Source organism: Pseudomonas maumuensis, from assembly GCF_019139675.1.
In the GTDB taxonomy this organism is placed as follows: Bacteria; Pseudomonadota; Gammaproteobacteria; order Pseudomonadales; family Pseudomonadaceae; genus Aquipseudomonas; species Aquipseudomonas maumuensis.
This window is the reverse complement of sequence record NZ_CP077077.1, coordinates 4,232,292-4,254,509: the sequence shown is the minus strand read 5'-3', so window position 1 is coordinate 4,254,509 and position 22,218 is coordinate 4,232,292. Positions and strand designations below refer to the sequence as shown.

Annotated in this window: 25 protein-coding genes and 1 pseudogene; 14 read left to right on the top strand and 12 right to left on the bottom strand. The window is 65.2% G+C overall.

Translation table 11 applies throughout. The features are described from left to right. Positions 1 to 41: 41 nt before the first annotated feature. Positions 42 to 1,124 (top strand): annotated as a pseudogene (locus KSS90_RS25955) (HAMP domain-containing protein); the annotation flags it as partial. Further along, positions 1,110 to 1,982: a methyl-accepting chemotaxis protein gene (locus tag KSS90_RS25950; protein ID WP_401110231.1), complete on the top strand. Its 873-nt coding sequence runs from the start codon at positions 1,110 to 1,112 to the stop codon at positions 1,980 to 1,982. The pseudogene KSS90_RS25955 and the gene KSS90_RS25950, both read left to right, overlap by 15 nt. 15 nt (positions 1,983 to 1,997) lie before the next feature. On the opposite strand, the gene KSS90_RS19010 is transcribed toward KSS90_RS25950, so the two are convergent. After that, on the bottom strand, positions 1,998 to 3,188 hold the full coding sequence (locus KSS90_RS19010) for a benzoate/H(+) symporter BenE family transporter (protein ID WP_217866803.1): 1,191 nt from the start codon (positions 3,186 to 3,188) through the stop codon (positions 1,998 to 2,000). A gap of 144 nt (positions 3,189 to 3,332) precedes the next feature. Here KSS90_RS19010 and KSS90_RS19005 point away from each other — a divergent pair, with 144 nt between their 5' ends. Further along, positions 3,333 to 3,935, top strand: coding sequence for a glutathione S-transferase family protein (locus KSS90_RS19005; RefSeq protein ID WP_217866802.1), 603 nt, complete (start codon positions 3,333 to 3,335; stop codon positions 3,933 to 3,935). A 49-nt stretch (positions 3,936 to 3,984) separates the two neighbouring features. On the opposite strand, the gene KSS90_RS19000 is transcribed toward KSS90_RS19005, so the two are convergent. The 5 genes from KSS90_RS19000 to KSS90_RS18980 form a co-directional block, all read right to left on the bottom strand. After that, on the bottom strand, positions 3,985 to 4,356 hold the full coding sequence (locus KSS90_RS19000; protein ID WP_217866801.1) for a glutathione S-transferase N-terminal domain-containing protein: 372 nt from the start codon (positions 4,354 to 4,356) through the stop codon (positions 3,985 to 3,987). 58 nt (positions 4,357 to 4,414) lie between these two features. Continuing rightward, a complete protein-coding gene (gene folE / locus KSS90_RS18995; RefSeq protein WP_023631546.1) occupies positions 4,415 to 4,960 on the bottom strand; it encodes a GTP cyclohydrolase I FolE in 546 nt (181 codons plus the stop codon). A gap of 69 nt (positions 4,961 to 5,029) precedes the next feature. Continuing rightward, complete coding sequence (locus tag KSS90_RS18990) at positions 5,030 to 5,590, bottom strand: Smr/MutS family protein (RefSeq protein ID WP_023631547.1); 561 nt, start codon at positions 5,588 to 5,590, stop codon at positions 5,030 to 5,032. Between the two features lie 72 nt (positions 5,591 to 5,662). Next, positions 5,663 to 5,983, bottom strand: coding sequence for a hypothetical protein (locus KSS90_RS18985; RefSeq protein WP_046856595.1), 321 nt, complete (start codon positions 5,981 to 5,983; stop codon positions 5,663 to 5,665). A gap of 88 nt (positions 5,984 to 6,071) precedes the next feature. Further along, positions 6,072 to 6,662 carry a cysteine hydrolase family protein gene (locus KSS90_RS18980; protein ID WP_046856594.1) on the bottom strand — a complete coding sequence of 197 codons (591 nt, stop codon included), beginning with the start codon at positions 6,660 to 6,662 and terminating at the stop codon, positions 6,072 to 6,074. Between the two features lie 179 nt (positions 6,663 to 6,841). Between KSS90_RS18980 and prmB the strand changes: the two genes are divergently transcribed. After that, on the top strand, positions 6,842 to 7,750 hold the full coding sequence (gene prmB / locus KSS90_RS18975; RefSeq protein WP_217866800.1) for a 50S ribosomal protein L3 N(5)-glutamine methyltransferase: 909 nt from the start codon (positions 6,842 to 6,844) through the stop codon (positions 7,748 to 7,750). A gap of 139 nt (positions 7,751 to 7,889) precedes the next feature. Here the strand turns inward: prmB and KSS90_RS18970 are convergent, their stop codons facing one another. Then, positions 7,890 to 8,672, bottom strand: a complete 783-nt coding sequence (locus tag KSS90_RS18970; protein ID WP_217866799.1) for a hypothetical protein — start codon at positions 8,670 to 8,672, stop codon at positions 7,890 to 7,892. A 147-nt stretch (positions 8,673 to 8,819) separates the two neighbouring features. Next, on the bottom strand, positions 8,820 to 9,782 hold the full coding sequence (locus tag KSS90_RS18965) for an alpha/beta hydrolase (protein WP_217866798.1): 963 nt from the start codon (positions 9,780 to 9,782) through the stop codon (positions 8,820 to 8,822). Positions 9,783 to 9,925: 143 nt separating this feature from the next. Here KSS90_RS18965 and aroC point away from each other — a divergent pair, with 143 nt between their 5' ends. The 3 genes from aroC to KSS90_RS18950 all read left to right on the top strand — a co-directional run bounded on the left by aroC (position 9,926) and on the right by KSS90_RS18950 (position 12,841). Beyond that, positions 9,926 to 11,017 carry a chorismate synthase gene (gene aroC / locus KSS90_RS18960; protein WP_217866797.1) on the top strand — a complete coding sequence of 364 codons (1,092 nt, stop codon included), beginning with the start codon at positions 9,926 to 9,928 and terminating at the stop codon, positions 11,015 to 11,017. Between the two features lie 133 nt (positions 11,018 to 11,150). After that, positions 11,151 to 12,305 carry an MFS transporter gene (locus KSS90_RS18955; RefSeq protein ID WP_217866796.1) on the top strand — a complete coding sequence of 385 codons (1,155 nt, stop codon included), beginning with the start codon at positions 11,151 to 11,153 and terminating at the stop codon, positions 12,303 to 12,305. Next, complete coding sequence (locus KSS90_RS18950) at positions 12,305 to 12,841, top strand: oxidase (RefSeq protein ID WP_217866795.1); 537 nt, start codon at positions 12,305 to 12,307, stop codon at positions 12,839 to 12,841. The genes KSS90_RS18955 and KSS90_RS18950 overlap by 1 nt, the downstream gene beginning before the upstream one ends. 79 nt (positions 12,842 to 12,920) lie before the next feature. On the opposite strand, the gene KSS90_RS18945 is transcribed toward KSS90_RS18950, so the two are convergent. Beyond that, positions 12,921 to 13,193, bottom strand: coding sequence for a DUF3509 domain-containing protein (locus KSS90_RS18945; protein ID WP_217866794.1), 273 nt, complete (start codon positions 13,191 to 13,193; stop codon positions 12,921 to 12,923). Positions 13,194 to 13,461: 268 nt separating this feature from the next. On the opposite strand from KSS90_RS18945, the gene KSS90_RS18940 reads away from it, so the two are divergent. Together KSS90_RS18940 and KSS90_RS18935 are read left to right on the top strand one after the other, a co-directional pair. Then, a complete protein-coding gene (locus tag KSS90_RS18940; protein WP_217866793.1) occupies positions 13,462 to 13,980 on the top strand; it encodes an ankyrin repeat domain-containing protein in 519 nt (172 codons plus the stop codon). Between the two features lie 60 nt (positions 13,981 to 14,040). After that, positions 14,041 to 14,571 (top strand): hypothetical protein, encoded by a 531-nt coding sequence (locus KSS90_RS18935; RefSeq protein WP_217866792.1) that lies wholly within the window; start codon positions 14,041 to 14,043, stop codon positions 14,569 to 14,571. Between the two features lie 52 nt (positions 14,572 to 14,623). Here the strand turns inward: KSS90_RS18935 and KSS90_RS18930 are convergent, their stop codons facing one another. Beyond that, entirely contained in the window at positions 14,624 to 15,562 is a 939-nt protein-coding gene (locus KSS90_RS18930) for a ZIP family metal transporter (protein WP_217866791.1), read from the bottom strand. 126 nt (positions 15,563 to 15,688) lie between these two features. On the opposite strand from KSS90_RS18930, the gene KSS90_RS18925 reads away from it, so the two are divergent. The 4 genes from KSS90_RS18925 to KSS90_RS18910 all read left to right on the top strand — a co-directional run bounded on the left by KSS90_RS18925 (position 15,689) and on the right by KSS90_RS18910 (position 19,042). Further along, the gene (locus KSS90_RS18925; RefSeq protein WP_217866790.1) at positions 15,689 to 15,880 is read left to right on the top strand and encodes a PLDc N-terminal domain-containing protein; all 192 of its coding nucleotides are present in this window, start codon (positions 15,689 to 15,691) and stop codon (positions 15,878 to 15,880) included. Between the two features lie 186 nt (positions 15,881 to 16,066). Next, positions 16,067 to 18,142 carry an LTA synthase family protein gene (locus tag KSS90_RS18920; protein ID WP_217866789.1) on the top strand — a complete coding sequence of 692 codons (2,076 nt, stop codon included), beginning with the start codon at positions 16,067 to 16,069 and terminating at the stop codon, positions 18,140 to 18,142. A gap of 145 nt (positions 18,143 to 18,287) precedes the next feature. Continuing rightward, the gene (locus KSS90_RS18915) at positions 18,288 to 18,524 is read left to right on the top strand and encodes a hypothetical protein (protein ID WP_217866788.1); all 237 of its coding nucleotides are present in this window, start codon (positions 18,288 to 18,290) and stop codon (positions 18,522 to 18,524) included. A gap of 185 nt (positions 18,525 to 18,709) precedes the next feature. Further along, the gene (locus tag KSS90_RS18910; protein ID WP_038705647.1) at positions 18,710 to 19,042 is read left to right on the top strand and encodes a ribonuclease E inhibitor RraB; all 333 of its coding nucleotides are present in this window, start codon (positions 18,710 to 18,712) and stop codon (positions 19,040 to 19,042) included. Positions 19,043 to 19,062: 20 nt separating this feature from the next. Here KSS90_RS18910 and KSS90_RS18905 read toward each other — a convergent pair whose 3' ends face one another. Next, positions 19,063 to 19,866: a c-type cytochrome gene (locus KSS90_RS18905; RefSeq protein WP_217866787.1), complete on the bottom strand. Its 804-nt coding sequence runs from the start codon at positions 19,864 to 19,866 to the stop codon at positions 19,063 to 19,065. A gap of 528 nt (positions 19,867 to 20,394) precedes the next feature. Between KSS90_RS18905 and KSS90_RS18900 the strand changes: the two genes are divergently transcribed. Then, the gene (locus tag KSS90_RS18900) at positions 20,395 to 21,129 is read left to right on the top strand and encodes an amidotransferase (RefSeq protein WP_217866786.1); all 735 of its coding nucleotides are present in this window, start codon (positions 20,395 to 20,397) and stop codon (positions 21,127 to 21,129) included. 73 nt (positions 21,130 to 21,202) lie between these two features. Here KSS90_RS18900 and KSS90_RS18895 read toward each other — a convergent pair whose 3' ends face one another. Beyond that, positions 21,203 to 22,174 carry a magnesium and cobalt transport protein CorA gene (locus KSS90_RS18895; protein ID WP_217866785.1) on the bottom strand — a complete coding sequence of 324 codons (972 nt, stop codon included), beginning with the start codon at positions 22,172 to 22,174 and terminating at the stop codon, positions 21,203 to 21,205. Positions 22,175 to 22,218 lie beyond the last annotated feature (44 nt).

Here is a 22,218-nt window from a genome sequence, read left to right as displayed (position 1 = left end):
TCTTGCTGTAGGTAAAGTCCGACAAGGCGAGGGGATTGGTGATGGCGGCGACCAAGCACGGTGTACTGGCCAATCTGGGCATGGCGCGCAAGCTCGGCCTGGGCTTTGCCCTGGTGTTGCTGCTCACCCTGGTGGTGGCTGCCATCGGTGTATACGCCTTGGCCAATGTCGGCCAGCGCTTCGATGGGCTGCGGCAGATGGCTCAGTTCAATACCGACCTGTTGAAGCTGCGCCAGCACGAACAGGCCTTCGCCCTGCGCTCGGACATCAAAGAGGCCGATGCCCTGCGCACGGGGCTGCAGGGGTTGGTGGAGCGGGCCCAGGCAGTGCCGGCACTGGCCTCGACCGGGGCCGATCTGAATGCCTATGGGCAAGCTTTCGACCAGTTCGTCCAGGCGGTGCAGGCCAAGGAGCTGGCGCTGGACATGGCCAGTTGGTCGGTGTCGAGCGTGGCCAACAACCTCGATGTGCTGCAGGCCGGCCTGGCCGACGATGGCACCTATACCCTCAAGCAGTCCCAGGGCCAGCAGGGTGGTGAGTTCCTGGAGCAGGCCGGGCAGGTGGCGCAGGTGTCGCGGCTGATGCTGCAGGCCATGGACGAGGCCCGGGTGCGCCTGGACCAGAGCCGCAAGGGCGGTGAAGCCAGCGCCGAGGGCCGCATCGCCCAGACTGTGGAAGCTGCGACCCTGGTGGACCAGCTCAAGGCTTCCGTCGCCGATGTCGGCTACCAGAGCGTGCTGGGCGAAGTGGCCGGGCATATTGGCAGTTTCTCCGAAAAGCTCAATGAGTACACCGACCTGCTGGGCCAGGAGCGGGGTATCAAGGAGCAGTTGCAGGCGCGTGCCGAGCAGGTTACCGCGCGTGTCGACCAGGTGTATGCCGATCAGGAGCAGGCCATGCAGGCGGAACTGGCACGCAACGCCGTCGCCATTACTGCGGCCACGGCGCTGGCGCTGCTGGTAGGCGTGCTGGCGGCCTGGCTCATAACCCGCGCCGTGGTCGCGCCGCTCAAGCGGGTGATCAGCCGGGCCCGGCGCATTGCCGCAGGCGAGCTGGCTATCGAGGCCGAGCCGCCGCGGGCCGACGAGGTCGGCCAGTTGTTGCAGGCCATGCAGCAGATGGCCGAGGGCTTGTCCGGTATCGTCAGTGGCTTGCAGCAGGGTATCGACCAGTTGGCCGGCAGTGCCCAGGCCTTGTCGGCGGTCACCGAGCAGACCAACCGCGAAGTCGGTAGCCAGAAGGACGAGACCGAGCAGGTGGCCACCGCCATGCAGCAGATGACTGCGACCGTCCATGATGTGGCGCGTAATGCCGAGCAGGCTGCCCAGGCGGCGCAGGCAGCCGACGACAAGGTCGGGTCTGGGCAGCAGGTGGTGCGTCAGAGCATGCAGCGCATCGAGCAACTGGCGCTGGCCGCCGAAACCGCCAGCAGCGGCATCGACAGTCTCAGTGCCGAGATCCATACCATCGGTGATGTACTCGAGGTGATCAAGAGCGTGGCCGAGCAGACCAACCTGCTGGCGCTCAATGCCGCGATCGAGGCGGCGCGGGCCGGGGAGCAGGGGCGCGGGTTCGCGGTGGTGGCCGACGAAGTACGCGCCCTGGCGCGGCGTACCCGGCAGTCCACCGAGGAGATCGAGCGCCTGGTCGCCAGCCTGCGCGGCAATGCCCAGCAGTCGGTGATGCAGATCCGCGGCAGTACCGAGCTGGTGCGCCTGGCGGTGGCCGACACGCTGCAGACCGAGAGTGCTCTGGGCAGCATCGCGGCGGCGGTGTCGTTGATCCAGCAGATGAACCAGCAGATCGCCGCGGCGGCCGAGCAGCAGAGCTCGGTGGCCGAGGAGATCAGCCGCAGCGTCACGCAGATACGCGGTAGTGCCGACCAGGCGGCACTGGCGATGGAGGACAATGCCCGTTCAAGTGTCGAGCTGGCGCAATTGGGCAATGACTTGAAGGGGATGGTGGGGCATTTCCGCTTGTGATTGCCTGTGCCTGTCTCAGCTCTTGCGTGGGCTGAGTATGAGCAAGGTCAGCACCCCCGCCACGATCCCCCAGAACGCCGAGCCGATCGAGAACAGGGTGAAGCCCGAGGCCGTGACCATGAAGGTGATCAGGGCCGCCTCGCGCTCGCGCACCTCGCCCATGGCCACGCTCAAACCGTTCATGATCGAACCGAACAGCGCGAGCGCCGCGATCGACAGCACCAGCTCCTTGGGCAAAGCGCCGAACAGCGCTGCCAGGGTGGCGCCGAAGGTGCCGGCGATACCGTAGAAGATCCCGCACCAGACCGCCGCCGTGTAGCGCTTGGCCGGGTCTTCATGGGCATGCGGCCCGGTGCAGATCGCCGCGCTGATCGCTGCCAGGTTGATCCCGTGGGAGCCGAATGGCGCCAGCAGCAGCGAGGCGAAGCCGGTGGCCGAGATCAGCGGCGAGGCGGGCACCTGGTAGCCGTCGGCGCGCAGCACGGCGACGCCGGGCATGTTCTGCGAGGTCATGGCCACCACGAACAGCGGGATTCCGATGCTGATCGTCGCGGCCAGCGAGAAGCTCGGTGTGGTCCACACCGGTGTTGCGACTTCCAACTGGAAGCCGCTGAAGTCCAGCAGCCCCAGGGCGCCGGACAGCGCGGTGCCGACCAGTAGCGCGGCCAGCACGCAGTAGCGCGGCGACAGGCGCTTGACCAGCAGGTAGCTGAAGAACATGCCCAGCACCAGTAGCGTGCGATGTTGAGCGGCGACGAAGATCTCGCTGCCGATCTTGAACAGGATGCCGGCCAGCAGGGCCGAGGCCAGGGAGGCGGGAATACGCCGCACCAGGCGCTCGAAACTGCCGGTCAGGCCGCAGATCAACACCAGCACGGCGCAGGTGATGTAGGCGCCGATCGCTTCGCCGTAGCTCACCCCGCCAAGGCTGGTGATCAGTAGCGCTGCACCGGGTGTCGACCAGGCCACGGTGATCGGCGTGCGGTAGCGTAGCGACAGGCCGATGCTGCACACTGCCATGCCGATCGACAGGGCCCAGATCCATGAGGAAATCTGCGCGCTGGTAAGACCGGCCGCCTGGCCAGCCTGGAACATCAGCACCAGCGAGCTGGTGTAGCCGGTGAGCATGGCGATAAAGCCGGCGACGATCGCCGACGGCGAGCTGTCCGCCAGCGGCCGCAGGCGCGCTGAGGTGGCATCGGTCATAGGGAATTCCTTGTGCAGGTGTAAGCAGTTTTTTCAGGCTACCGTGCCATGGCGTGATCCTTGCCATACAGCAGGCATTGCATTTAGCCGTACAGTCGCCAACTATGGGGCATTACTACGCAACTGCGTGAAAGGGGAGGGGCGATGTACAAGGTGTATGGGGATTACCAGTCGGGCAACTGCTACAAGGTCAAGCTGATGCTGAGCCTGCTCGACCGCCCGTATGAGTGGCACCCGGTGGACATTCTCAAGGGTGAAACGGAAACGCCCGAGTTCCTGGCCATGAACCCCAACGGCAAGGTGCCGGTGCTCAAGCTCGAGGACGGCACCTGCCTGTGGGAGTCCAACGCGATTCTCAACTATCTGGCCGATGGCAGCGAGTTCCTGCCCAGCGAACCGCGGCTGCGCACCCAGGTGCTGCAATGGCAGTTCTTCGAACAGTACAGTCATGAGCCCTACATCGCCGTGGCGCGGTTCATCCAGTTCTACCTGGGGCTGCCGGACGAGCGCCTGGAGGAATACCGGGGCTTGCACAAGGGCGGCTACAAGGCGCTCAAAGTGATGAACAAGCAGCTGGAAATGACGCCTTACCTGGTCGGCGAGCAGTACTCGATCGCCGACGTGGCGTTGTACGCCTATACCCATGTGGCGCATCAGGGCGGCTTCGACCTGGCGCCTTACCCGGCGGTGCAGGCCTGGTTGGCGCGGGTGGCCAGTCATCCTCGGCATGTGCCGATGGTGGATTGACCGGCCTTATCGTGGGGCAAGCCCGCTTGTGGAAGCGGGCGGCAATCTGTCAGACCGTGGCGAAACGCTTGTCCAGATAGGCAATGATGTCCTTGGACTCGTACATCCAGGTCACCTCGCCTTGTTCCTCGATCCGCAGGCACGGCACTTTCACCCGGCCACCGCCTTCGAGCAGCGCCTGACGGTGCTGCGCATCGTTCTTCGCATCGCGCAGCGCCACCGGCACATTGAGGCGGTGCAGGGTGCGGCGGGTCTTCACGCAGAAGGGGCAGGCATGGAACTGGTACAGCGCCAGGCCCTTGGCCTGCTGTTCGACCTGGGCCTGGGCCGCGGCATCGCGCTGCTTCTTGGCTGGACGGCTGATCCAGTCGCCGAACACGATAAGCTGGCCGAGGCCAACCCGCAGGGCTTTGACGATCATGGGCAACTCCTGACATGAAAAAGCCGACCCCAGGGGGTCGGCTCGGAAAACAGGCCGATCACTTGATCAGGCTGAGGAACTCGCTGCGGGTGGCGGCGTTCTCGCGGAACTCGCCGAGCATCACCGAGGTGAGCATGGTCGAGTTCTGCTTTTCGACACCGCGCATCATCATGCACATGTGCTTGGCCTCGATCACCACCGCCACGCCTGCGGCGCCGGTCACCTGCTGCACGGCCTCGGCGATCTGGCGGCTGAGGTTTTCCTGGATCTGCAGGCGGCGGGCGTACATGTCGACGATCCGCGCCACCTTCGAAAGGCCCAGCACCTTGCCCTTGGGCAGGTAGGCCACGTGGGCCTTGCCGATGAACGGCAGCATGTGGTGTTCGCACATCGAATACAGCTCGATATCCCGGACCAGCACCATTTCGCTGTTGTCGGAGGTGAACAACGCGCCGTTGGTCACTTCTTCCAGGGTTTGCTCATAACCGCGGCAAAGGTACTTCATGGCCTTCGCTGCCCGCTTGGGCGTGTCGAGCAGGCCTTCGCGGGAGACATCCTCGCCGATCTGGCTGAGGATCGCGGTGTAGTTCTGTTCCAGGGACATGGATCTACCTGTGGAAAATTTCGCAAAGGCGAAGGGTACGGCGGCGGCGGCGGCGCTGCAAGCGCGATGTCACTCGTCGCGCCCTTCGAGCATGGTTCGCTTGAGCATCACGTAGACCGCGCCGGTGCCGCCGTGGCGGGCCTGGCACGAAGTGAAGCCGAGCACTTGCGGATGCTGACGCAGCCAGGTGTTGACGTGGCTCTTGATCATCGGACGCTTGCCGTCCAGGCGCGCGGCCTTGCCGTGGGTGACGCGCACGCAGCGCACTTCCAGCTTGGTCGCTTCGGCGATGAAGGCCCACAGCGTCTCGCGGGCCTTCTCGACGCTCATGCCGTGCAGGTCGAGGCTGCCCTCGAAGGCGATCTGGCCGAGCTTGAGCTTGCGCAGCTGGGTTTCCTGCACGCCGTCACGCCGCCACATCAGTTCATCCTCGGCGCCGACGTCGATGACGAACTGGTCGGACAGGCCGTCGATCACCAGCGTCTGGTCGCTGCGGATGGTCGCCGCCTGGCGCAGGCCTGCCAGCTGCTTGCGGTCGGCCTTGGGTTTGCCGACTTCGGCGCGATCGTGCTTGATCGGCTTGACGCCCTGCACTTGGCTGCGGAAGAGGGAAAAGTCGTCGTCTTGCATGGTGCCTCCACGTGGGCGGCGTAGTTTACGCGACTGTCATCGCGGGGCAAGCCTGGCCCCGCGCTCGGCGCGTCAGTCGTGCTTCTTCATCAGGTGCGGCGACAGGTTCAGCTCGCGCCCGCGGCGCAGGCGGATGCGGCTGCGCCGCCACAGGCGCACGCCGAAGTACAGCAGGGCCAGCCCGACGACGGTCAGTGTCGCCGCCAATGGACGGTTGGCATTGAGTTCGGCCAGGGCGGCGTAGTTGCCCAACAAGCCGGCGAAGCCTGCCATTGCCAGCAGGATGCCCAGGGTGGCCAGCAGTACCGAGAGTGCCGCGGCGATGCGCGCGCCCCAGTTGCTCGGCTCGCGCTGGCGCAGGCGCTTGGCATCGAAACTGCCTTTGAGCTTCATTCGAATTCCTCAGGATCGGGTGGTGCTGATCCGGATTTCGACCTGCGGGTCACCTGGGGGTTCCGCCCGTCCGCCGGGCGGTCGTGGTTCAGACCAGGCTGGCGGTAGGGGCGACGCAGGCGAAGTTGTCGGCCATCACGGCCATCTCGCACTGGTGGATCTGCGCGGCGGGGATCACGGTGTCCTTCAGGGCCAGGTCACGGGTCGCCGAAGCATCTTCGACCAGGGTGCAGCGATAACCATAGTCCTTGGCGCGGCGCACGGTGGTGCTGACGCTGGAGTGGCTCATGAAACCGCAGACGATCAGGTCCAGCGGGCCGAATGCCTGCAAGGTCTCGTGCAGCTTGGTGTTCTTGAAGGCGTTGGGCATGCGTTTCTCGATCACCACCTCGCCTTCGCGCGGCTCCAGCCCGGGAATGAACTCGCCGGCCGGGCCCTGCGGGTCGAAGCGACCGCCAACGGTGCCGAGGTGGCGGACATGGATGATCGGGCGGCCGGCCTTGCGGGCGGCGTCGAGCAACCTGGCAATGTTCGCCACGGCCTCGTCCATGCCCGACAGCGCCAGCGGACCGCTCAGGTACTCCTTCTGCGCATCGATGACGATCAGGCTGGCTTGGCTCAGCTTGGCCGGCGGGTAGTCGCGGCCAGTGAGGCGGAACATCGTGGTTGGAACGGACATCAAGGGCTCCTTGGGTAGGGCTTTTGTGGGCCTATTCTCCCTTGCCTTGGCGCCAATGTGAATGGTTGACAGCGCAGGCGGCGTGGTTACTGGCTTGTGGCTATCCATTCGGGCATCGGGGCGAACATTTGTGCGGTGTGGGCTGTTAGACTTTTGTCCTGTCTGAAAAGGAGTACCCCGTGATCACATCCCGCCTGCGCACCCTGCGCGACCACATCCGCTGGGCGGTCAGCCGCTTCCATGAGCATGAACTGTTCTTCGGCCACGGCGCCGACAATGCCTGGGACGAGGCCCGTCTGCTGGTGCTCGGCGCGGTGCATCTGCCCTGGGAGGTGGCCGACAGCTACCTGGATTGCGCACTCGAGGATGATGAGCGGGTACGCCTGCAGCACCTGCTCAAGCGCCGCATCGAAGAACGTGTGCCCACCGCCTACCTGCTGGGTGAGGCCTGGTTCTGCGGTATGTCGTTCATCGTCGACGAACGCGTGCTGGTGCCGCGCTCGCCCATTGGCGAGCTGATCGAGAAGCGCTTCGAGCCGTGGCTCGCCGCCGAACCTGCGCGCATCCTCGACCTGTGTACCGGTTCCGGTTGCATCGGCATCGTCGCCGCCGATGTGTTCCAGGACGCCGAAGTGGTGCTGGCCGACCTGTCCTTCGATGCGTTGGCGGTGGCCAACCAGAACATCGAGCGCCATGGCCTGGAAGAGCGTGTGTACACGGTGCAGGGCGATGGTTTCGCCGGGCTGCCGGGGCAGCGTTTCGACCTGATCCTCTCCAACCCGCCCTATGTCGATGCCGAGGACTTCGGTGACATGCCGGCCGAATATCACCATGAGCCCGAGTTGGGCCTGGCCTGCGGCAACGATGGCCTGGACCTGGTACGGCGCATGCTGGCCGAGGCGGCCGACCACTTGACCGACAAGGGCTTGATGATCGTCGAGGTAGGTAACAGCCAGGTGCATGTCGAGGCGCTCTATCCCGAGGTGGACTTCGCCTGGCTGGAATTCGAGCGCGGTGGGCACGGGGTGTTCATGCTGACGGCCGAACAGTGCCGGCAGCATCAGGAGCTGTTCAAGGCGCGGGTCTGACCCTTCTCGAGTAGCCAGGGCTGCTGCGCAGCCCATCGCCGGCAAGCCGGCTCCCACAGGATGGCGCTTGGCCTGAAGGCGGCGCGGTCGGTGTGGGAGCCGGCTTGCCGGCGATGGGCCGACTGGCGGCCCCAGGCTGTCAGCGGGTGGCGATCCAGATCAGCAGTCCGGCCTGGAACACCGCGAACGCCACCAGGCAGGTGATGGTAAAGCGCAAGCCGCTGTCTTCGCGGCGGTACTTGGCCACGCGTTCGTCACGCTCGCGCAGCTGCGCTTCCTTCTCCATCAGGTTCTGCTCGGCCTGCTGCAGCATGCCGGCGGCCTCGAGGTTGTCCACGCGCTGCACCTTCTCGGTGTTCCAGCCGCCCTTGAGCTGGCCCACCGGCGTTTCCACCAGGCGCCCTTTGAGCAACTGCCCATCGGTGTATTCCACTTCCAGGCCGACGCTGCGTAGCACATGGTCGCGGCGCAGGCGGGTGTCTTCGTTCAGGGCGTCCTTGTTCGGTAGGCTCATGCCCTCGATCTGGTAGTGCGAGCAGCGGTGCTGCAGCCATTGCACCGCCTGCGCCAGCAGGTAGCGGCCAACGCCACGGTTGAGGGGCTCGAGCTGCAGGCCGACCGGGTCGCCGATGCGCACCGTGCGCGTTTCGTGGTCGACGCGGATGTCCAGTTGGTTCTGTTCCTTGCGCACCTTCTGCCCAGGCAGGCAGATTTCCATGCGCAGCAGGCTGTGGGCCTTGTCGTGGCGCTCGGCGTAGCCGAACTGGACGAAGCGCAGCGGACGGGCGCCGCTGTTGCGGTCGGTCGGCAGCGGCGCCAGGCGCAGCAGCTGGAAGTGCTCGGCGGCAAGGTCGGCCCAGGGCTGCGGGGCGCTTTCTGGCACTTGTTCTTCGGTCGCCTCGGCGGCGGGGGCATCGGTCATCAGGGAATCCTCAGGTGCGCGGCGGCCGGGGCGGGCACCTACCAAGTCGTCGTAAGTGCGGGTTTGCCCGTGATCAGGGCGCGCGAGCCCCGAATCACTGCCTTCTCAGCCGCGTTATCGGCAGGCGCGGTCAATACCTGAGGGCACTTATCCGGCCTGTGGCAACCCATGGATGAACAGGACGATGCGCTCGCCCAGTTCCCGTGCCAGCGGTAGTTCGGGATTACGGTAGCTGTCGCGCTGTTGGCCCATGTCCCGCGGGGTGATGCGCAGCATGTGGTTCATACCGTCGATCAGCGCCAACTGCGCATCGGGCTTGGCGGCCTTGAGGCGCTCGGCGTCGGCCACCTCCACCTGGATGTCATTGCGGCCTTGGACGATCAGCGCGGGTACCTTGAGCTGGGCGAACGCCGCCGCCGGGTCTTGGTGCAGCAAGGTGATCAGGTACGGCTGCACGCTGGGACGGAACACCTGGCGCAGCGGCGCGGGTACGTCGAGGCTGGTCTGCCCGGCCTGCAAGCGGTCGATCAGCGCCACTCCACCGGCCAGTTGCGCCGGTGGCAGGCGCTGGGCCAGTTGCTCGCGCAGCACGTCGGCTACCGGCCGGCCGCTGCCGGCCAGGGTGATCACCGCGCTGGCGCCGGCCTGCTCCGCGGCGAGGCTGGCGATCAGCGCGCCTTCGCTGTGGCCGACCAGGATCAGCGGGCCGAAGCGTGGGTCCTGCCTGAGCGCGCGGCCCCAGGCCACCACGTCGGCGACATAGCGCTCGACGCTGAGGTCACGCTCGTCCGGGGTGGCCGGCTGGCTGGCGGCCACCCCGCGCTTGTCGAAGCGCACGCTGGCGATGTGCTCGCCGGCCAGCAGCAAAGCCAGGCGCTTGAGGTTGTCGATGCGCCCGGCGGCAGGGTTGTTGCCATTGCGGTCGGTAGGCCCGGAACCGGCGATGATCAGCACCACCGGCGGCGGCGTGGCCTGCTGCGGCAACAGCAGGCTGCCATGCAGCACGCCCTGGCCGGTGTCCAGGTCGATGGGGCGTTGCAGCACGGTGGGGGCGGCCTGGGCGAGGCTGGCGCAGAACAGCAGGAGCAGGGCGGCGAGGCGCGACTTCATGGGCGGGGTACTACGTGGGACATTGTTGCTTCGACATTGGGTTGCTCTGAAGGTTCGCGGGCCCCATCGCGGGGCAACCACAGCCACGCGGTTTTCCGTATACTGCCGCTTTCGTTCACTTCAGGCTGATTCGCGGAGCGTCCATGTCCGGCAATACCTACGGCAAGCTGTTCACTGTCACCACCGCTGGCGAAAGCCATGGCCCGGCGTTGGTCGCCATTGTCGACGGCTGCCCGCCTGGCCTGGAAATCTCCCTTGCCGACCTGCAGCACGACCTCGACCGGCGCAAGCCCGGCACCAGCCGGCACACCACCCAGCGCCAGGAGCCGGACGAAGTGGAGATCCTCTCCGGCGTGTTCGAAGGCCGTACCACCGGCTGCTCGATCGGCCTGCTGATCCGCAACACCGACCAGAAGTCCAAGGATTATTCGGCGATCAAGGACCTGTTCCGCCCGGCCCATGCCGACTACACCTACCACCACAAGTACGGCATCCGCGACTACCGTGGCGGTGGCCGCAGCTCGGCGCGCGAAACCGCCATGCGCGTAGCGGCCGGCGCCATCGCCAAGAAGTACCTGGCCACCCAGGGCATCCGCGTGCGCGGCTACATGAGCCAGCTCGGGCCGATTGAAATCCCGTTCAAGACCTGGGACTCGGTTGAGCAAAACGCCTTCTTCAGCCCCGACCCGGACAAGGTGCCCGAGCTCGAGGCCTACATGGATCAACTGCGCCGTGACCAGGATTCGGTAGGGGCGAAGATCACCGTGGTCGCCGAAGGCGTGATGCCGGGCCTGGGCGAGCCGATCTTCGACCGCCTCGACGCCGAGTTGGCCCATGCCTTGATGAGCATCAACGCGGTCAAGGGCGTGGAGATCGGTGCCGGTTTCGCCAGTGTCGCCCAGCGCGGCACCGAGCATCGTGACGAGATGACGCCCGAGGGCTTCCTCAGCAACAACGCCGGCGGCATCCTTGGCGGCATTTCCTCTGGCCAGCCGATCGTCGCCCACCTGGCGCTCAAGCCGACCTCGAGCATCACCACCCCGGGCCATTCGATCGACGTCGACGGCAACCCGGTCGAGGTGATCACCAAGGGCCGCCACGACCCTTGCGTCGGCATCCGCGCCACGCCGATCGCCGAGGCGATGATGGCCATTGCGCTGATGGACCACCTGCTGCGCCACCGGGCGCAGAATGCCGAAGTGAAGGTGGGCACCCCGGTACTGGGCCAGCTCTGATCAGCCTGCGCTGGCCCTATCGCCGGCAAGCCGGCTCCCACAGGATTACCGCAGGCTTGAGCCCTGCGACGGACCTGTGAGAGCCGGCTTGCCGGCGATAGGGCAGGAACAGGTCATCACCAAGGGCCGAACGATGTCCCCCATCCCCTACTGGCGCCTCTCCAGCTTCTACCTCTTCTACTTCGCCCTGCTCGGTTCCACCGCGCCGTTCCTGGCCCTGTACTTCGACCACCTGGGCTTCTCCCCGGCGCGCATCGGCGAACTGGTGGCCATTCCCATGCTCATGCGCTGCGTGGCCCCCAACCTGTGGGGCTGGCTCGGTGACCGCAGCGGCCAGCGCCTGCTGATCGTGCGCCTGGGTGCGCTGTCGACCCTGGCGGCCTTCTCGCTGATTTTCTTCGCCAAGAGCTACGCCTGGCTGGCGTTGGTCATGGCGTTGCACGCCTTCTTCTGGCACGCGGTGCTGCCCCAGTTCGAAGTGATCACCCTGGCCCACCTGCACGGCCAGACCTCGCGTTACAGCCAGGTACGGCTATGGGGCTCGATCGGCTTCATCCTCGCCGTGGTGGGCCTCGGGCGCCTGTTCGAATGGCTGAGCCTGGACATCTACCCGCTGGCGCTGGTGGCGATCATGGCCGGTATCGTCGTTGCCAGCCTCTGGGTGCCCAATGCGCAACCCGTCGATCAGGCCGAGCAGCGCGGGGTGGGGGGCTTTCTTAGGCAGGTGCGGGCGCCGGGGGTGCTGGCATTCTATATGTGCGTGGCCCTCATGCAGCTCAGCCACGGGCCGTACTACACGTTCCTCACCCTGCACCTGGAGCACCTGGGTTACAGCCGCGGCGCCATAGGCTTGCTGTGGGCGCTCGGGGTGGTGGCCGAGGTGCTGGTGTTCATGGTCATGAGCCGGATCTTCGCCCGCTGCTCGGTACGCAAGGTGCTGCTGGCCAGCTTCCTGCTGGCCGCCCTGCGCTGGCTGTTGCTGGGCAGCCTGGCGGATATCCCGGCTGTGCTGGTGTTCGCCCAGGTACTGCACGCGGCCACGTTCGGCTGTTTCCATGCCGCGGCCATCGCCTTTGTCCAGGCCAGCTTCGGCGCTCGCCAGCAGGGCCAGGGCCAGGCGCTGTACGCGGCGCTCTCGGGCACCGGCGGCGCGCTGGGCGCCTTGTATTCGGGCTACAGCTGGACACTGTTGGGCCCACACTTCACCTTTGGTATGGCCAGCGTCGCGGCGCTCGCGGCAGCCGTTATCATTGCCTTCCGACTCAAAGAAAGCAGGAACCACCCCTGATGAGCATCCTCAGCGTATTCGCCGTTTCCAGCCCGGACCAGCCGTACAAGGTGCTGACCCACCACGACGACATCGCCGCGACCCTGGCCGAGCAGGGCGTGCGTTTCGGCCGCTGGCAGTCCGGCGCGCGCCTGCGCCCGGGCAGCAGCCAGGAAGAAGTGATCGCGGCGTGCCGTGGGCCCCTCGACCAGCTGATGACCGCTCATGGCAGTAAGGTGTTCGCTGTGCTCAGCCGCGATGGCGTAGACCCGAGCCAGGCCGCCCTGCGCGACGAGCATGTGCATGACGGCGAGGAAGTGTTCGCGCTGATCAGCGGGCGCGGCCAGATCAGCCTGCGCCTGGGGGATACGGTGTATGCCGTGTTGTGCGAGAAGGACGACATGCTGTTGGTGCCGGCCGGCACACGCCGCTGGCTGGACCTGGGTGACACGCCGTTCTGTCTGGCCCTGCGGCTTTTCGCCAGCGAGCAGGCGGTGCAGCCGCGCTTCACCGGCGATGCTACGGCCCGGCAATTTGCCGGGCTCGACGAACTCTGAGGGGATTGGCTCGCGGGGCCGCCTGCGCCCACCTCGTCCGTAGATGAGTGCAGGCGTGCCCCGCGAAGGGGGCACGCGATCAGCGATAGGTCGGCAGGGCGAAGCGTTGCTGGCTTTGCAGCATCGAGATCACCGGCAGCTCGCTCGGTTGCCCGGCAAGGTCGCGGCGGATGGCGCTGATCGCCCAGGACAGTTGCTCGGCGCTGTGCAGTTGCGCATAGGTCAGCACCCGGCGGGTGACCACGCCGTCGCTGGCGCGCAGGGTCAGCAGGACCCCACCGTCCGGACGTGGCTGGGTGGCGACCTGGTAGGCGGCGAAGACCGAGGCGAATTTTTCCTGGATGAGGTCCATATCAACTCCTGACTGTTGTACTGGCAGACTTGAGGTGATGATTGCAGCGACCGTGCCAGTCATCTCGCAAAATAAATTCCTTTAAAATCAATTAGTTATATTTAAATTTGTGAGGTCGTGCATTGCATTCTGCACGCCCGTGCATTTTGCACAGTGCATTTTGCACGGTCATAGCGTGGCTCTCTGCCATCGATAGAATCTGAACCTTGGACCTGTTGCCGCTGCCTGATAGAAACTTGGCCCATTGCCCGATGCCAGGAGGTTCCCGATGTCCGATCAACCCGCCACCATGACCGCCGAAGAGACCGCGACCTTCGCCGAGGAGGTCTTCGAGCGCGCCCGTAGGGGCGATGCCACGATGCTCGGCCGCCTACTCGACGGTGGTCTGCCCGCCGACCTGCGCAACCACAAGGGTGACACCTTGCTGATGCTGGCCAGCTACCACGGTCACCACGACGCCGTGCGGGTGCTGCTGGCCCATGGCGCCGACCCGCTGATCGCCAATGACAACGGCCAGTTGCCCATCGCCGGCGCCGCCTTCAAGGGTGACCTGGCCATGATCCGCCTGCTGCTGGAACACGGCGTGCCGGTGGATGCAGCCGCCATGGACGGTCGCACCGCGCTGATGCTCGCGGCGATGTTCAACCGCCTGGAGATCATCGACTACCTGCTGGCCCAGGGGGCCGACCCGGCGCACCGTGACGCGGCCGGTGCCACCGCGCTGACAGCCGCGCGTACCATGGGTGCGGTGGATGCCGCCGCACGCCTGGAGGCGAAGGCCGGCTAACCCTTCGGGGGCGTTTGCGGCTATCCTTGGCGCCTTTCACGCCAACCCGTAGGGCCCCCCATGAAAGACCAGTTGCTCGAATTCATCAGCCTCATCGGCGCCGGCTGCATGCGCGATGAGGATATCGAGCGCATCGCCGCCGAGGCCGCCGAGGCCTACGCCGACCCCGCCGCTTTCCTCGCCGCCAACCCGGACATCAACTACGACGACACCTTCCCCTTCTCGCTGGGCGAATGGGTGGTGGTCGGCAGCCTGCCCGACACCGTGCTGTTCCAGGCCGACAGCTACCAGGACCTGTTCCAGCAGATCAGCGATTCGTTCGACAAGAGCGTGCCCTTCACCCTCAAGCCCAAGCAGCTGGCGCGCACCGAGGCGCTGACCGCGCTCAACCGTATCCAGGTGCAGATGGGCGCGCTGAACAAGGAAGCCGGTGGCTACGTGCTGCTGAACTTCAGCCAGTTGCTCGACGATGAGCTGCAGATGATCATGGTCGGGCAGCACGACCTGGCCCGTGTGCTGGAGCTGGGCGAGGCCGTTGGTATCAAGGTGGAGCCGGCGCTGGAAGCGCTGAAGGTGGCAGTGCACATCTGAGCCGTAGCCGTCGCGGAGCCCGTGGGAGCGGGCTTGTCCCGCGATCGGCGCGTCAACCCAGCGCGGTATCGAGGAACATCATCACCGCGAAACCGCCCATCAACCCCAGCGTCGCCGCGGTCTGGTGCCCGTTGCGGTGGGTTTCCGGGATCACCTCGTGGGACACCACGAAGATCATCGCTCCCGCCGCCAGGCCCATGCTGATCGGGTAGGCGAGGGCAAAGCCGGTGGAGATGCCCAGGCCGATCACCGCGCCCAGCGGTTCCATCAGCCCCGAGCCGATCGCCACCAGCATCGCCTTGAAGTTCGACAGCCCCGTGGCGCGCAGGGCCAGGGCCACGGCCAGGCCTTCGGGGATGTCCTGGATGGCGATGGCGCTGGTCAGCGGCAGGCCGATGGCCATGTCGCCGTTGGCGAAACTCACGCCAATGGCCATGCCCTCGGGCAGGTTGTGCAGGGTGATCGCCAGCACGAACAGCCACACCCGGCTCACCCGCTCGGCCTGCGGGCCGCAGGGGCCGGTGCTTTCATGCTCGTGCGGGGTGAAGCGGTCCAGGCCCAGCATCAGCAGCACCCCAAGGCCCATGCCCAGCACTACGGTGAAGGCCGCCGCCGGGCCGTTGCCGGTGATCTCGCGGGCAGCATCCAGACCCGGCAGGATCAGCGAAAACGAACTGGCGGCGAGCATCATGCCGGCGGCAAAACCGAGCATGACGTCCTGGGTGCGCGCGCTGACGTCGCGCAGGATCACCGCCAGCACCGCGCCCAGGGCGGTGGCGCCGAAGCCGGACAGGCCGCCGAGCAGTGCCAGGTGCAGATGGTCGGCATGATCGCCGTTGACGGCGTTCCAGATGCTCGCCAGCAGCAATGCGCCGATGGCCAGCAGGCTCAGCACCAGGCCGGCGCTGAGCCAAGGGGTCTGCAGCGCCTGTTGCCGCCAGGCGCTGAACAGTGAATCGGGGGCGGCGCTTTGGGTGTGGGCGGGGGGCATGCGGACCTCTGGGCAGTGGATGACAGCAGTTTATTCACTGACCGGCATTCGCGGCCAAGGATTCCCTTCTATCGAGGCCATAGCCAGCTATGCTCTGGGGCACACACACCGTGCGGGAGCGGCACCATGGGGTCCACCTTCAACAGCCTGGTCGGCTTGATCATCCTGGCCCTGGACATCTGGGCCATTCTCAATGTGCTCAAGAGCGGCACCGAGGTCGGGATCAAGGTGCTGTGGATCCTGCTGATCCTGTTGTTGCCGGTGCTGGGGCTGATCATCTGGGCGATCGCCGGGCCACGGGGCAATGTGCGGATCTGAAGCCTTGCATCGCAACTGTGTAACTTTGTAAGGGAAGGCTGCTCTCGACAAAATTTTCACACTCGATTTTTGAAAATCCGCGCCGCACAATGCGGCCTTGGTCTCACCTTGCCCACAAGGGCCAGATCACCAGGCTATTGGCGCTTTCGCCTTCCCGCAAACCGCAATCCTAGGACCTCTCCATTCATGGCTAACACGGACGCCTTGAAGCAACAGGGCGTGCGAGGCTCGTTCTCGCCGACCCTGAAATCCCACCTGGCCTACACATTGCTCAGTGGCCTGGTGATCATGCTGATGCTCAGCCTGGTGCGCCTGGCGCTGCTGGTCTACAACAGCGACATGATCGGCGACACGCCGTACTCGACAGTCGCCGAGGGCTTCTTCAACGGCCTGCGCTTCGACCTGCGCGTGGTGGTGTACATCAGCATCCCGTTGCTGCTGGCGCTGCTCAGCCCCTGGCTGATGGCCCGCCGTGGCCTGTTCCGCTTCTGGCTGACCATCGCTTCGAGCGTGGTGATGTTCCTCGGCCTGATGGAGATGGACTTCTACCGTGAGTTCCACCAGCGCCTGAACGGCCTGGTGTTCCAGTACATCAAGGAAGACCCCAAGACCGTCATGAGCATGCTCTGGTACGGCTTCCCGGTGGTCCGCTACCTGTTGGCCTGGCTGGTTGGTACCTGGCTGCTGAGCCTGCTGTTCAAGGGCATCGACCGCCTGACCCGCGGCAACGGCAGCGCCCAGCTATCGGGCAGCCGCAAGCTGGCGCCCTGGTACGGTCGCCTGGCGGTGTTCATGGTGGTCCTGCTGGTGGCCGTGGTCGCCGCCCGTGGCACCCTGCGCCAGGGCCCGCCGATGCGCTGGGGTGATGCCTTCACCACCGACTCCAACTTCGTCAACCAGCTGGGCCTGAACGGCACCCTGACCCTGATCGATGCCGCCAAGAGCCGCTTCGGCGAGGATCGCGGCAATATCTGGAAGCCCGTACTCGACCAACCGCTGGCCACCCAGACCGTGCGCGAGCAGCTGCTGACCGCCAACGACACCCTGGTCGATGCCGACGAGGCCGCGATCCGCCGTGACTTCGTGCCGCCCGCGGCGAACACGCTGGCGGTCAAGAACGTCGTGGTGATCCTCATGGAAAGCTTCGCCGGCCACTCGGTCGGTGCCCTGGGCAGCCCGAACAACATCACCCCGTACTTCGACAAGCTGGCCAAGGAGGGTCTGCTGTTCGACCGCTTCTTCTCCAACGGCACCCATACCCACCAGGGCATGTTCGCCACCATGGCCTGCTTCCCCAACCTGCCGGGCTTCGAATACCTGATGCAGACCCCGGAAGGCGGCCACAAGCTGTCCGGCCTGCCGGCGCTGCTCAGTGCCCGCGACTATGACGACGTCTACGTCTACAACGGTGACTTCGCCTGGGACAACCAGTCCGGATTCTTCGGCAACCAGGGCATGACCACCTTTATCGGCCGCAACGACTTCGTCGACCCGGTGTTCTCCGACCCGACCTGGGGCGTGTCCGACCAGGACATGTTCGACCGTGGCAACGAAGAGCTGGCCAAGCATGACGGCAAGAAGCCGATCTACGCGCTGCTGCAGACCCTCTCCAACCACACCCCGTACGCCTTGCCCAAGGACCTGCCGGTGGAGAAGGTCACCGGCCAGGGCCGGCTGGACGAGCACCTGACCGCCATGCGCTACTCCGACTGGGCGCTGGGCCAGTTCTTCGAGAAGGCGCGCAAGGAGCCGTACTTCAAGGACACCCTGTTCGTCATCGTCGGTGACCACGGCTTCGGCAACCACCAGCAGGTCACCGAGCTGGACCTGGGCCGCTTCAACGTGCCGCTGCTGTTGATCGCCCCAGGCATCCAGGAGAAGTTCGGCGCGGTCAACCACACCGTGGGCACCCAGGTCGACATCGTGCCGACCATCATGGGCCGTCTCGGTGGCCAGGCCCGCCATCAGTGCTGGGGGCGCGACCTGCTCAACCTGCCTGAGGGCGACCAGGGCGTGGGCATGATCAAGCCGTCGGGCAGCGAGCAGATTGTCGGCCTGGTGCAGGGCGACCGCATCCTCATCGAGTCCAAGGACATGACCCCACGCATGTACCGCTACCAGCTGGGCCGCGAGTTCAAGGCCGAGCTGATCGACAGCCCCGACCAGCCGGAAATGCTCAAGAAGCTCGAGGCGTACATCCAGACGGCCACCAAGAGCCTGCTGGACAATACCGCCGGTGTCGTCCACGGCACGCCGAAGTAGTAGCGCCGAGTGGCCCAAGGAAGCCCGCCGTTGACCGGCGGGCTTTTTTCATGCGGTTTCATGCACGCGGCTGAACATTTGCCGCTGTGTCATGGTCAAGCTAGTACGCATTTCCATTCACCGTTGTGCCAGCGAGGGCTGATCGATGAAAGCATGGGAAGTCAGCTTTGCCGACCAGAAGGGCGAGCCGCAGACGCTGCTGCTCAATGCCGAGCAATGCCCCAGCGAGGAGGACGCCGCACGGGCCATCCGATCGCGTTTGTTCCCGCTCATGGATGAACTTGACCTCAATGACTTCCAGGATCGCAGCTTTTCCCCCACGGCACGCTGGCTCAAGGAGCAGGGCGGCGTGACCATCACCACCATTCGCCAGCTACCCTGAGCCGCCACGCTCTGGCGCAGTGCCTGCACAGGCACTACGCTGGAGACAGGCGCCGGCCAAATCTGCGGGTCCGCGTCGATTCCACTCGCGTCTTGCATCAGCTCGAATTGCCAGGCATGGCACGCTTGCCAGGCAGGTGCTTTGTGCACTGAAAGTCTATCCATTGCTTTGCAGGAGGACGTTTCATGAGCAGCCAATACGACGACATCAGCAGCAGTGTCCTGCGCCAGATGAAAGCTGGCGGTTTTGATTTCACCCGTATTCATCCCATCGAGTTCTATGCCGTGTTTCCCGATGAGGCCGCCGCACGCCGGGCGGCCGTGCAGTTCCGTGGCGAGTCGCTCAGCGCCCAGGTGAGCGAGCGCGATGACGGCGCCTGGCACCTGGAACTGAGCAAGGTTATGTACGCCACCCATGGCGGCATCGGTGCCTTCGAACAGGCATTCGAACGGCTCGTGTCGCCCCATGGCGGCGAGGTCGAGGGTTGGGGCGTCAAGCAGGAACGGCCGATTGCCTAGGCAACGCGGCCCCGTGCGTCCTACTGTTGCTTGCGCCCGGCCATATGCTTCAGGTATGCCAGCAATGCATCGAGTTCCTGTTCGCTCAGCACCTGGGTGGAGAACCCGGGCATCTTGGCCTGCGGCCAGTGCCGCAGGCTCTGCGGATCGCGAATGTATTGGCGCAGGAATGCCGGCTGAAAGTATTCGGTAGGGTTGTGCGGCAGGTTCAGGTCAGGACCCAGGTGCGCATCGCCAGCGCCATTGAGGCGGTGGCAGGCCAGGCAATTCTGCTGGAACAGGGCAAAGCCCTGGCGCACCGGATCCGCGTCGGGCAGCGCTGGGTCTGGCAATAGGGCGGGGAAGCGCACCTCGACCGCTGCCAGGCTGCGAATGCTGGCGATCTGGAACGGCCATTGCTCCGGGCGGATGCCGCTCGCCTGGGGCTGGATCCATACCAGATAGAACGGCCCGGCTCCCGCCTTGCCCTGGCCCAGTGGCGGCCAAGGCTGGGCGTTGTCCTCGATGGCCAGCCAGGCTTGTGCCGGGCCTGGCTGCAACAGCGGGCCGGCGGGCATTTCTGCAGCGAAACCGTCGAGGGCCACCGCCTGCAGGTGGTCGCTCGGTTTCACGCCCTCGAGCAATGCTGCCAGCGGTACGGCGCGGTAGTGCATGGTGCGCTTGTAGGCAACGTCTTGTTCAATAGTGACGTCCCGCGCCTGGGGATGGGTGAGCAATTGCTCGCTCTGCCAGTGCCGGCTGCCGTTACCCAGTTCGAGGGTTAGTTGCGCGGCCAGCGCTGGCAGGGGAATCAGCAAGCAGAGCAGGGTAAGGCACAGGCGCATGGGTGATCTCCAACCATCAAGGTCGGCAGGTTACCCACGCACGCTTGGAAAAGGCCACTGCCGCGTTCAACCGAACAACCGGGTGAGGTTGGGCAGGATCAGCAGCAGGGTCGTGGCGAAGAGTATGAGCCCGGCTTGGCGTACTTTGGATTGTCTGAACATGGCGGACCGCCTTCTTGTTGTTATTCCTGAATAACCCTTGGCTTCCTTGTCTGGCTTCGGGTCGATCGCAGTGGCGTGATCGAACGCCTTCACTGCTTGCCGCGTGTTTCTGGATATACAACCAACACTAGGGCCCGCGTCATCCCTGTTTCAGAACCCTTTGCTCTAAAAAAACTAATCTCGATTCCTCATGGTTTTAAGGCCACTGGCCACCCCGCTGGCACGCTGACGCTAGACGAGTGCGCGGCAAGGGTTACCAAGGGTTACAGGGCCTACCGTTCGTCTGGACATCCTACTTGCTTGTGGGCCCCTTTCGCGTCAGTCTTTACAGCAAATCCCACCCACATGTCGTTCAGGACTACCGCTATGTCGTTACGCATCTGCATCCTTGAAACCGATGTCCTGCGGCCGGAGTTGATCGCGCAGTACCAGGGCTACGGAAGGATGTTCGAGCAGCTGTTTTCACGCCAGCCGATCGCCGCCGAGTTTGATGTGTACAACGTGATGAACGGCGATTATCCGCCGGCCGAGCGCATCTTCGATGCCTATCTGGTGACCGGCAGCAAGGCCGATTCGTTCGGCGACGATCCGTGGATCCAGACGCTCAAGGCCTACCTGCTCAAGCTGTATGAGCGGGGCGAGAAGCTGCTGGGGGTGTGTTTCGGCCACCAATTGTTGGCGTTGACCCTTGGCGGCAAGGCCGAGCGCGCCGATAAGGGCTGGGGCGTCGGCATCCACCGCTACAGCCTGGCGGCCCATGCGCCGTGGATGGACCCGCAGGTGTCCGAGCTGACCCTGCTGATCAGCCACCAGGACCAGGTCACCGAGCTGCCCGATGGTGCCACGGTGATCGCCTCGAGCGATTTCTGCCCCAACGCCGCCTACCATATCCGCGACCAGGTGCTGTGCTTCCAGGGACACCCGGAGTTCGTCCACGACTATTCGCGGGCGCTGCTCGACGCGCGCCAGGCCTCGTTGGGCGACGAAGTCTATGCCAAGGCGGTGGCCAGCCTGGCTACCGAGCACCAGGGGGATCTGGTGGGCGAGTGGATGCTGCGCTTCGTCCAGCAGCCGGTGAAGGCCGGGGATAGCATTGCCTGATCAAGCGAGGCCGCTTTGCGGCCTTTTCGCCGGCAAGCCGGCTCCCACAGGGTTGGAGGCGCTCCCGGCGATCCTAAAGCCAGCCTGAGCGCTTGAAACTGAAATACAGCCCCGAACACCCCAGCCCGATCACCCCCAGCACGGCAAAGTAGCCGTAGTGCCAACCCAGCTCCGGCATGTTCTGGAAGTTCATCCCATAGATCCCGGCAATCGCCGTGGGAAACGCCAGGATCGCCGCCCAGGCGGCGAACTTGCGCTGGGTGATGCTTTGCCGTGACGACTCCAGCAGCATGCCGATCTCGATGGTCTGGCTGGCGATGTCGCGGATGCCGGCCAAATCTTCCATCTGCCGGGTCACGTGGATCTGCACGTCGCGAAAGTACGGGCGCATGTTCTTGTCGATGAACGGGAAGCTCAGGCGCTGCAGCTCTTCGCTGACCTCCACCATCGGCGCCACGTAGCGGCGCAGGCGCAGGATGTCGCGGCGCAGGCTGTGCAGGCGCTGGATGTCTTCTTCCTTGAGCGAGTTGCTGAGCACGCTCTGCTCCAGCTCCTCGATCTCGCCGTGGATGGCCTCGCTGACCGGCTGGTAGTTCTCGGTGACGAAATCCAGCAGGGCGTAGAGCACGAAGTCCTCGCCGTGCTCGAGCAGCAACGGGCGCGCCTCGCAGCGCTGGCGCACCAGGGCGTAGGACTTGGAGTGGCCATTGCGGCAGGTGATGATGTAGCCGTTGCCGGCGAAAATGTGAGTCTCGATGAACTCGAGTTTTCCTTCGTGGCGTACTGGGGAGTAAGTGACGATGAACAGCGCATCGCCAAAGGTTTCCAGCTTTGGCCGGCTGTGCTTTTCCAGGGCGTCCTCGATGGCCAGCTCGTGCAGGCCGAACTGGCGCTGCAGGTTGGCCAGTTCCTCGGCATTGGGTTCTTCCAGGCCGATCCACACGAAGTGCCCGGGCTTGCGCGCCCATTCGGCGCCTTCGTCGAGGCTGATGTTGGTGACCTTCCTGCCGGCGCTGTAGACCGCCGCCGCGACGACTCGACCCATGGTTGTCCGCTTATTCGATTGAACACGCTACACAGCTTGGGCTG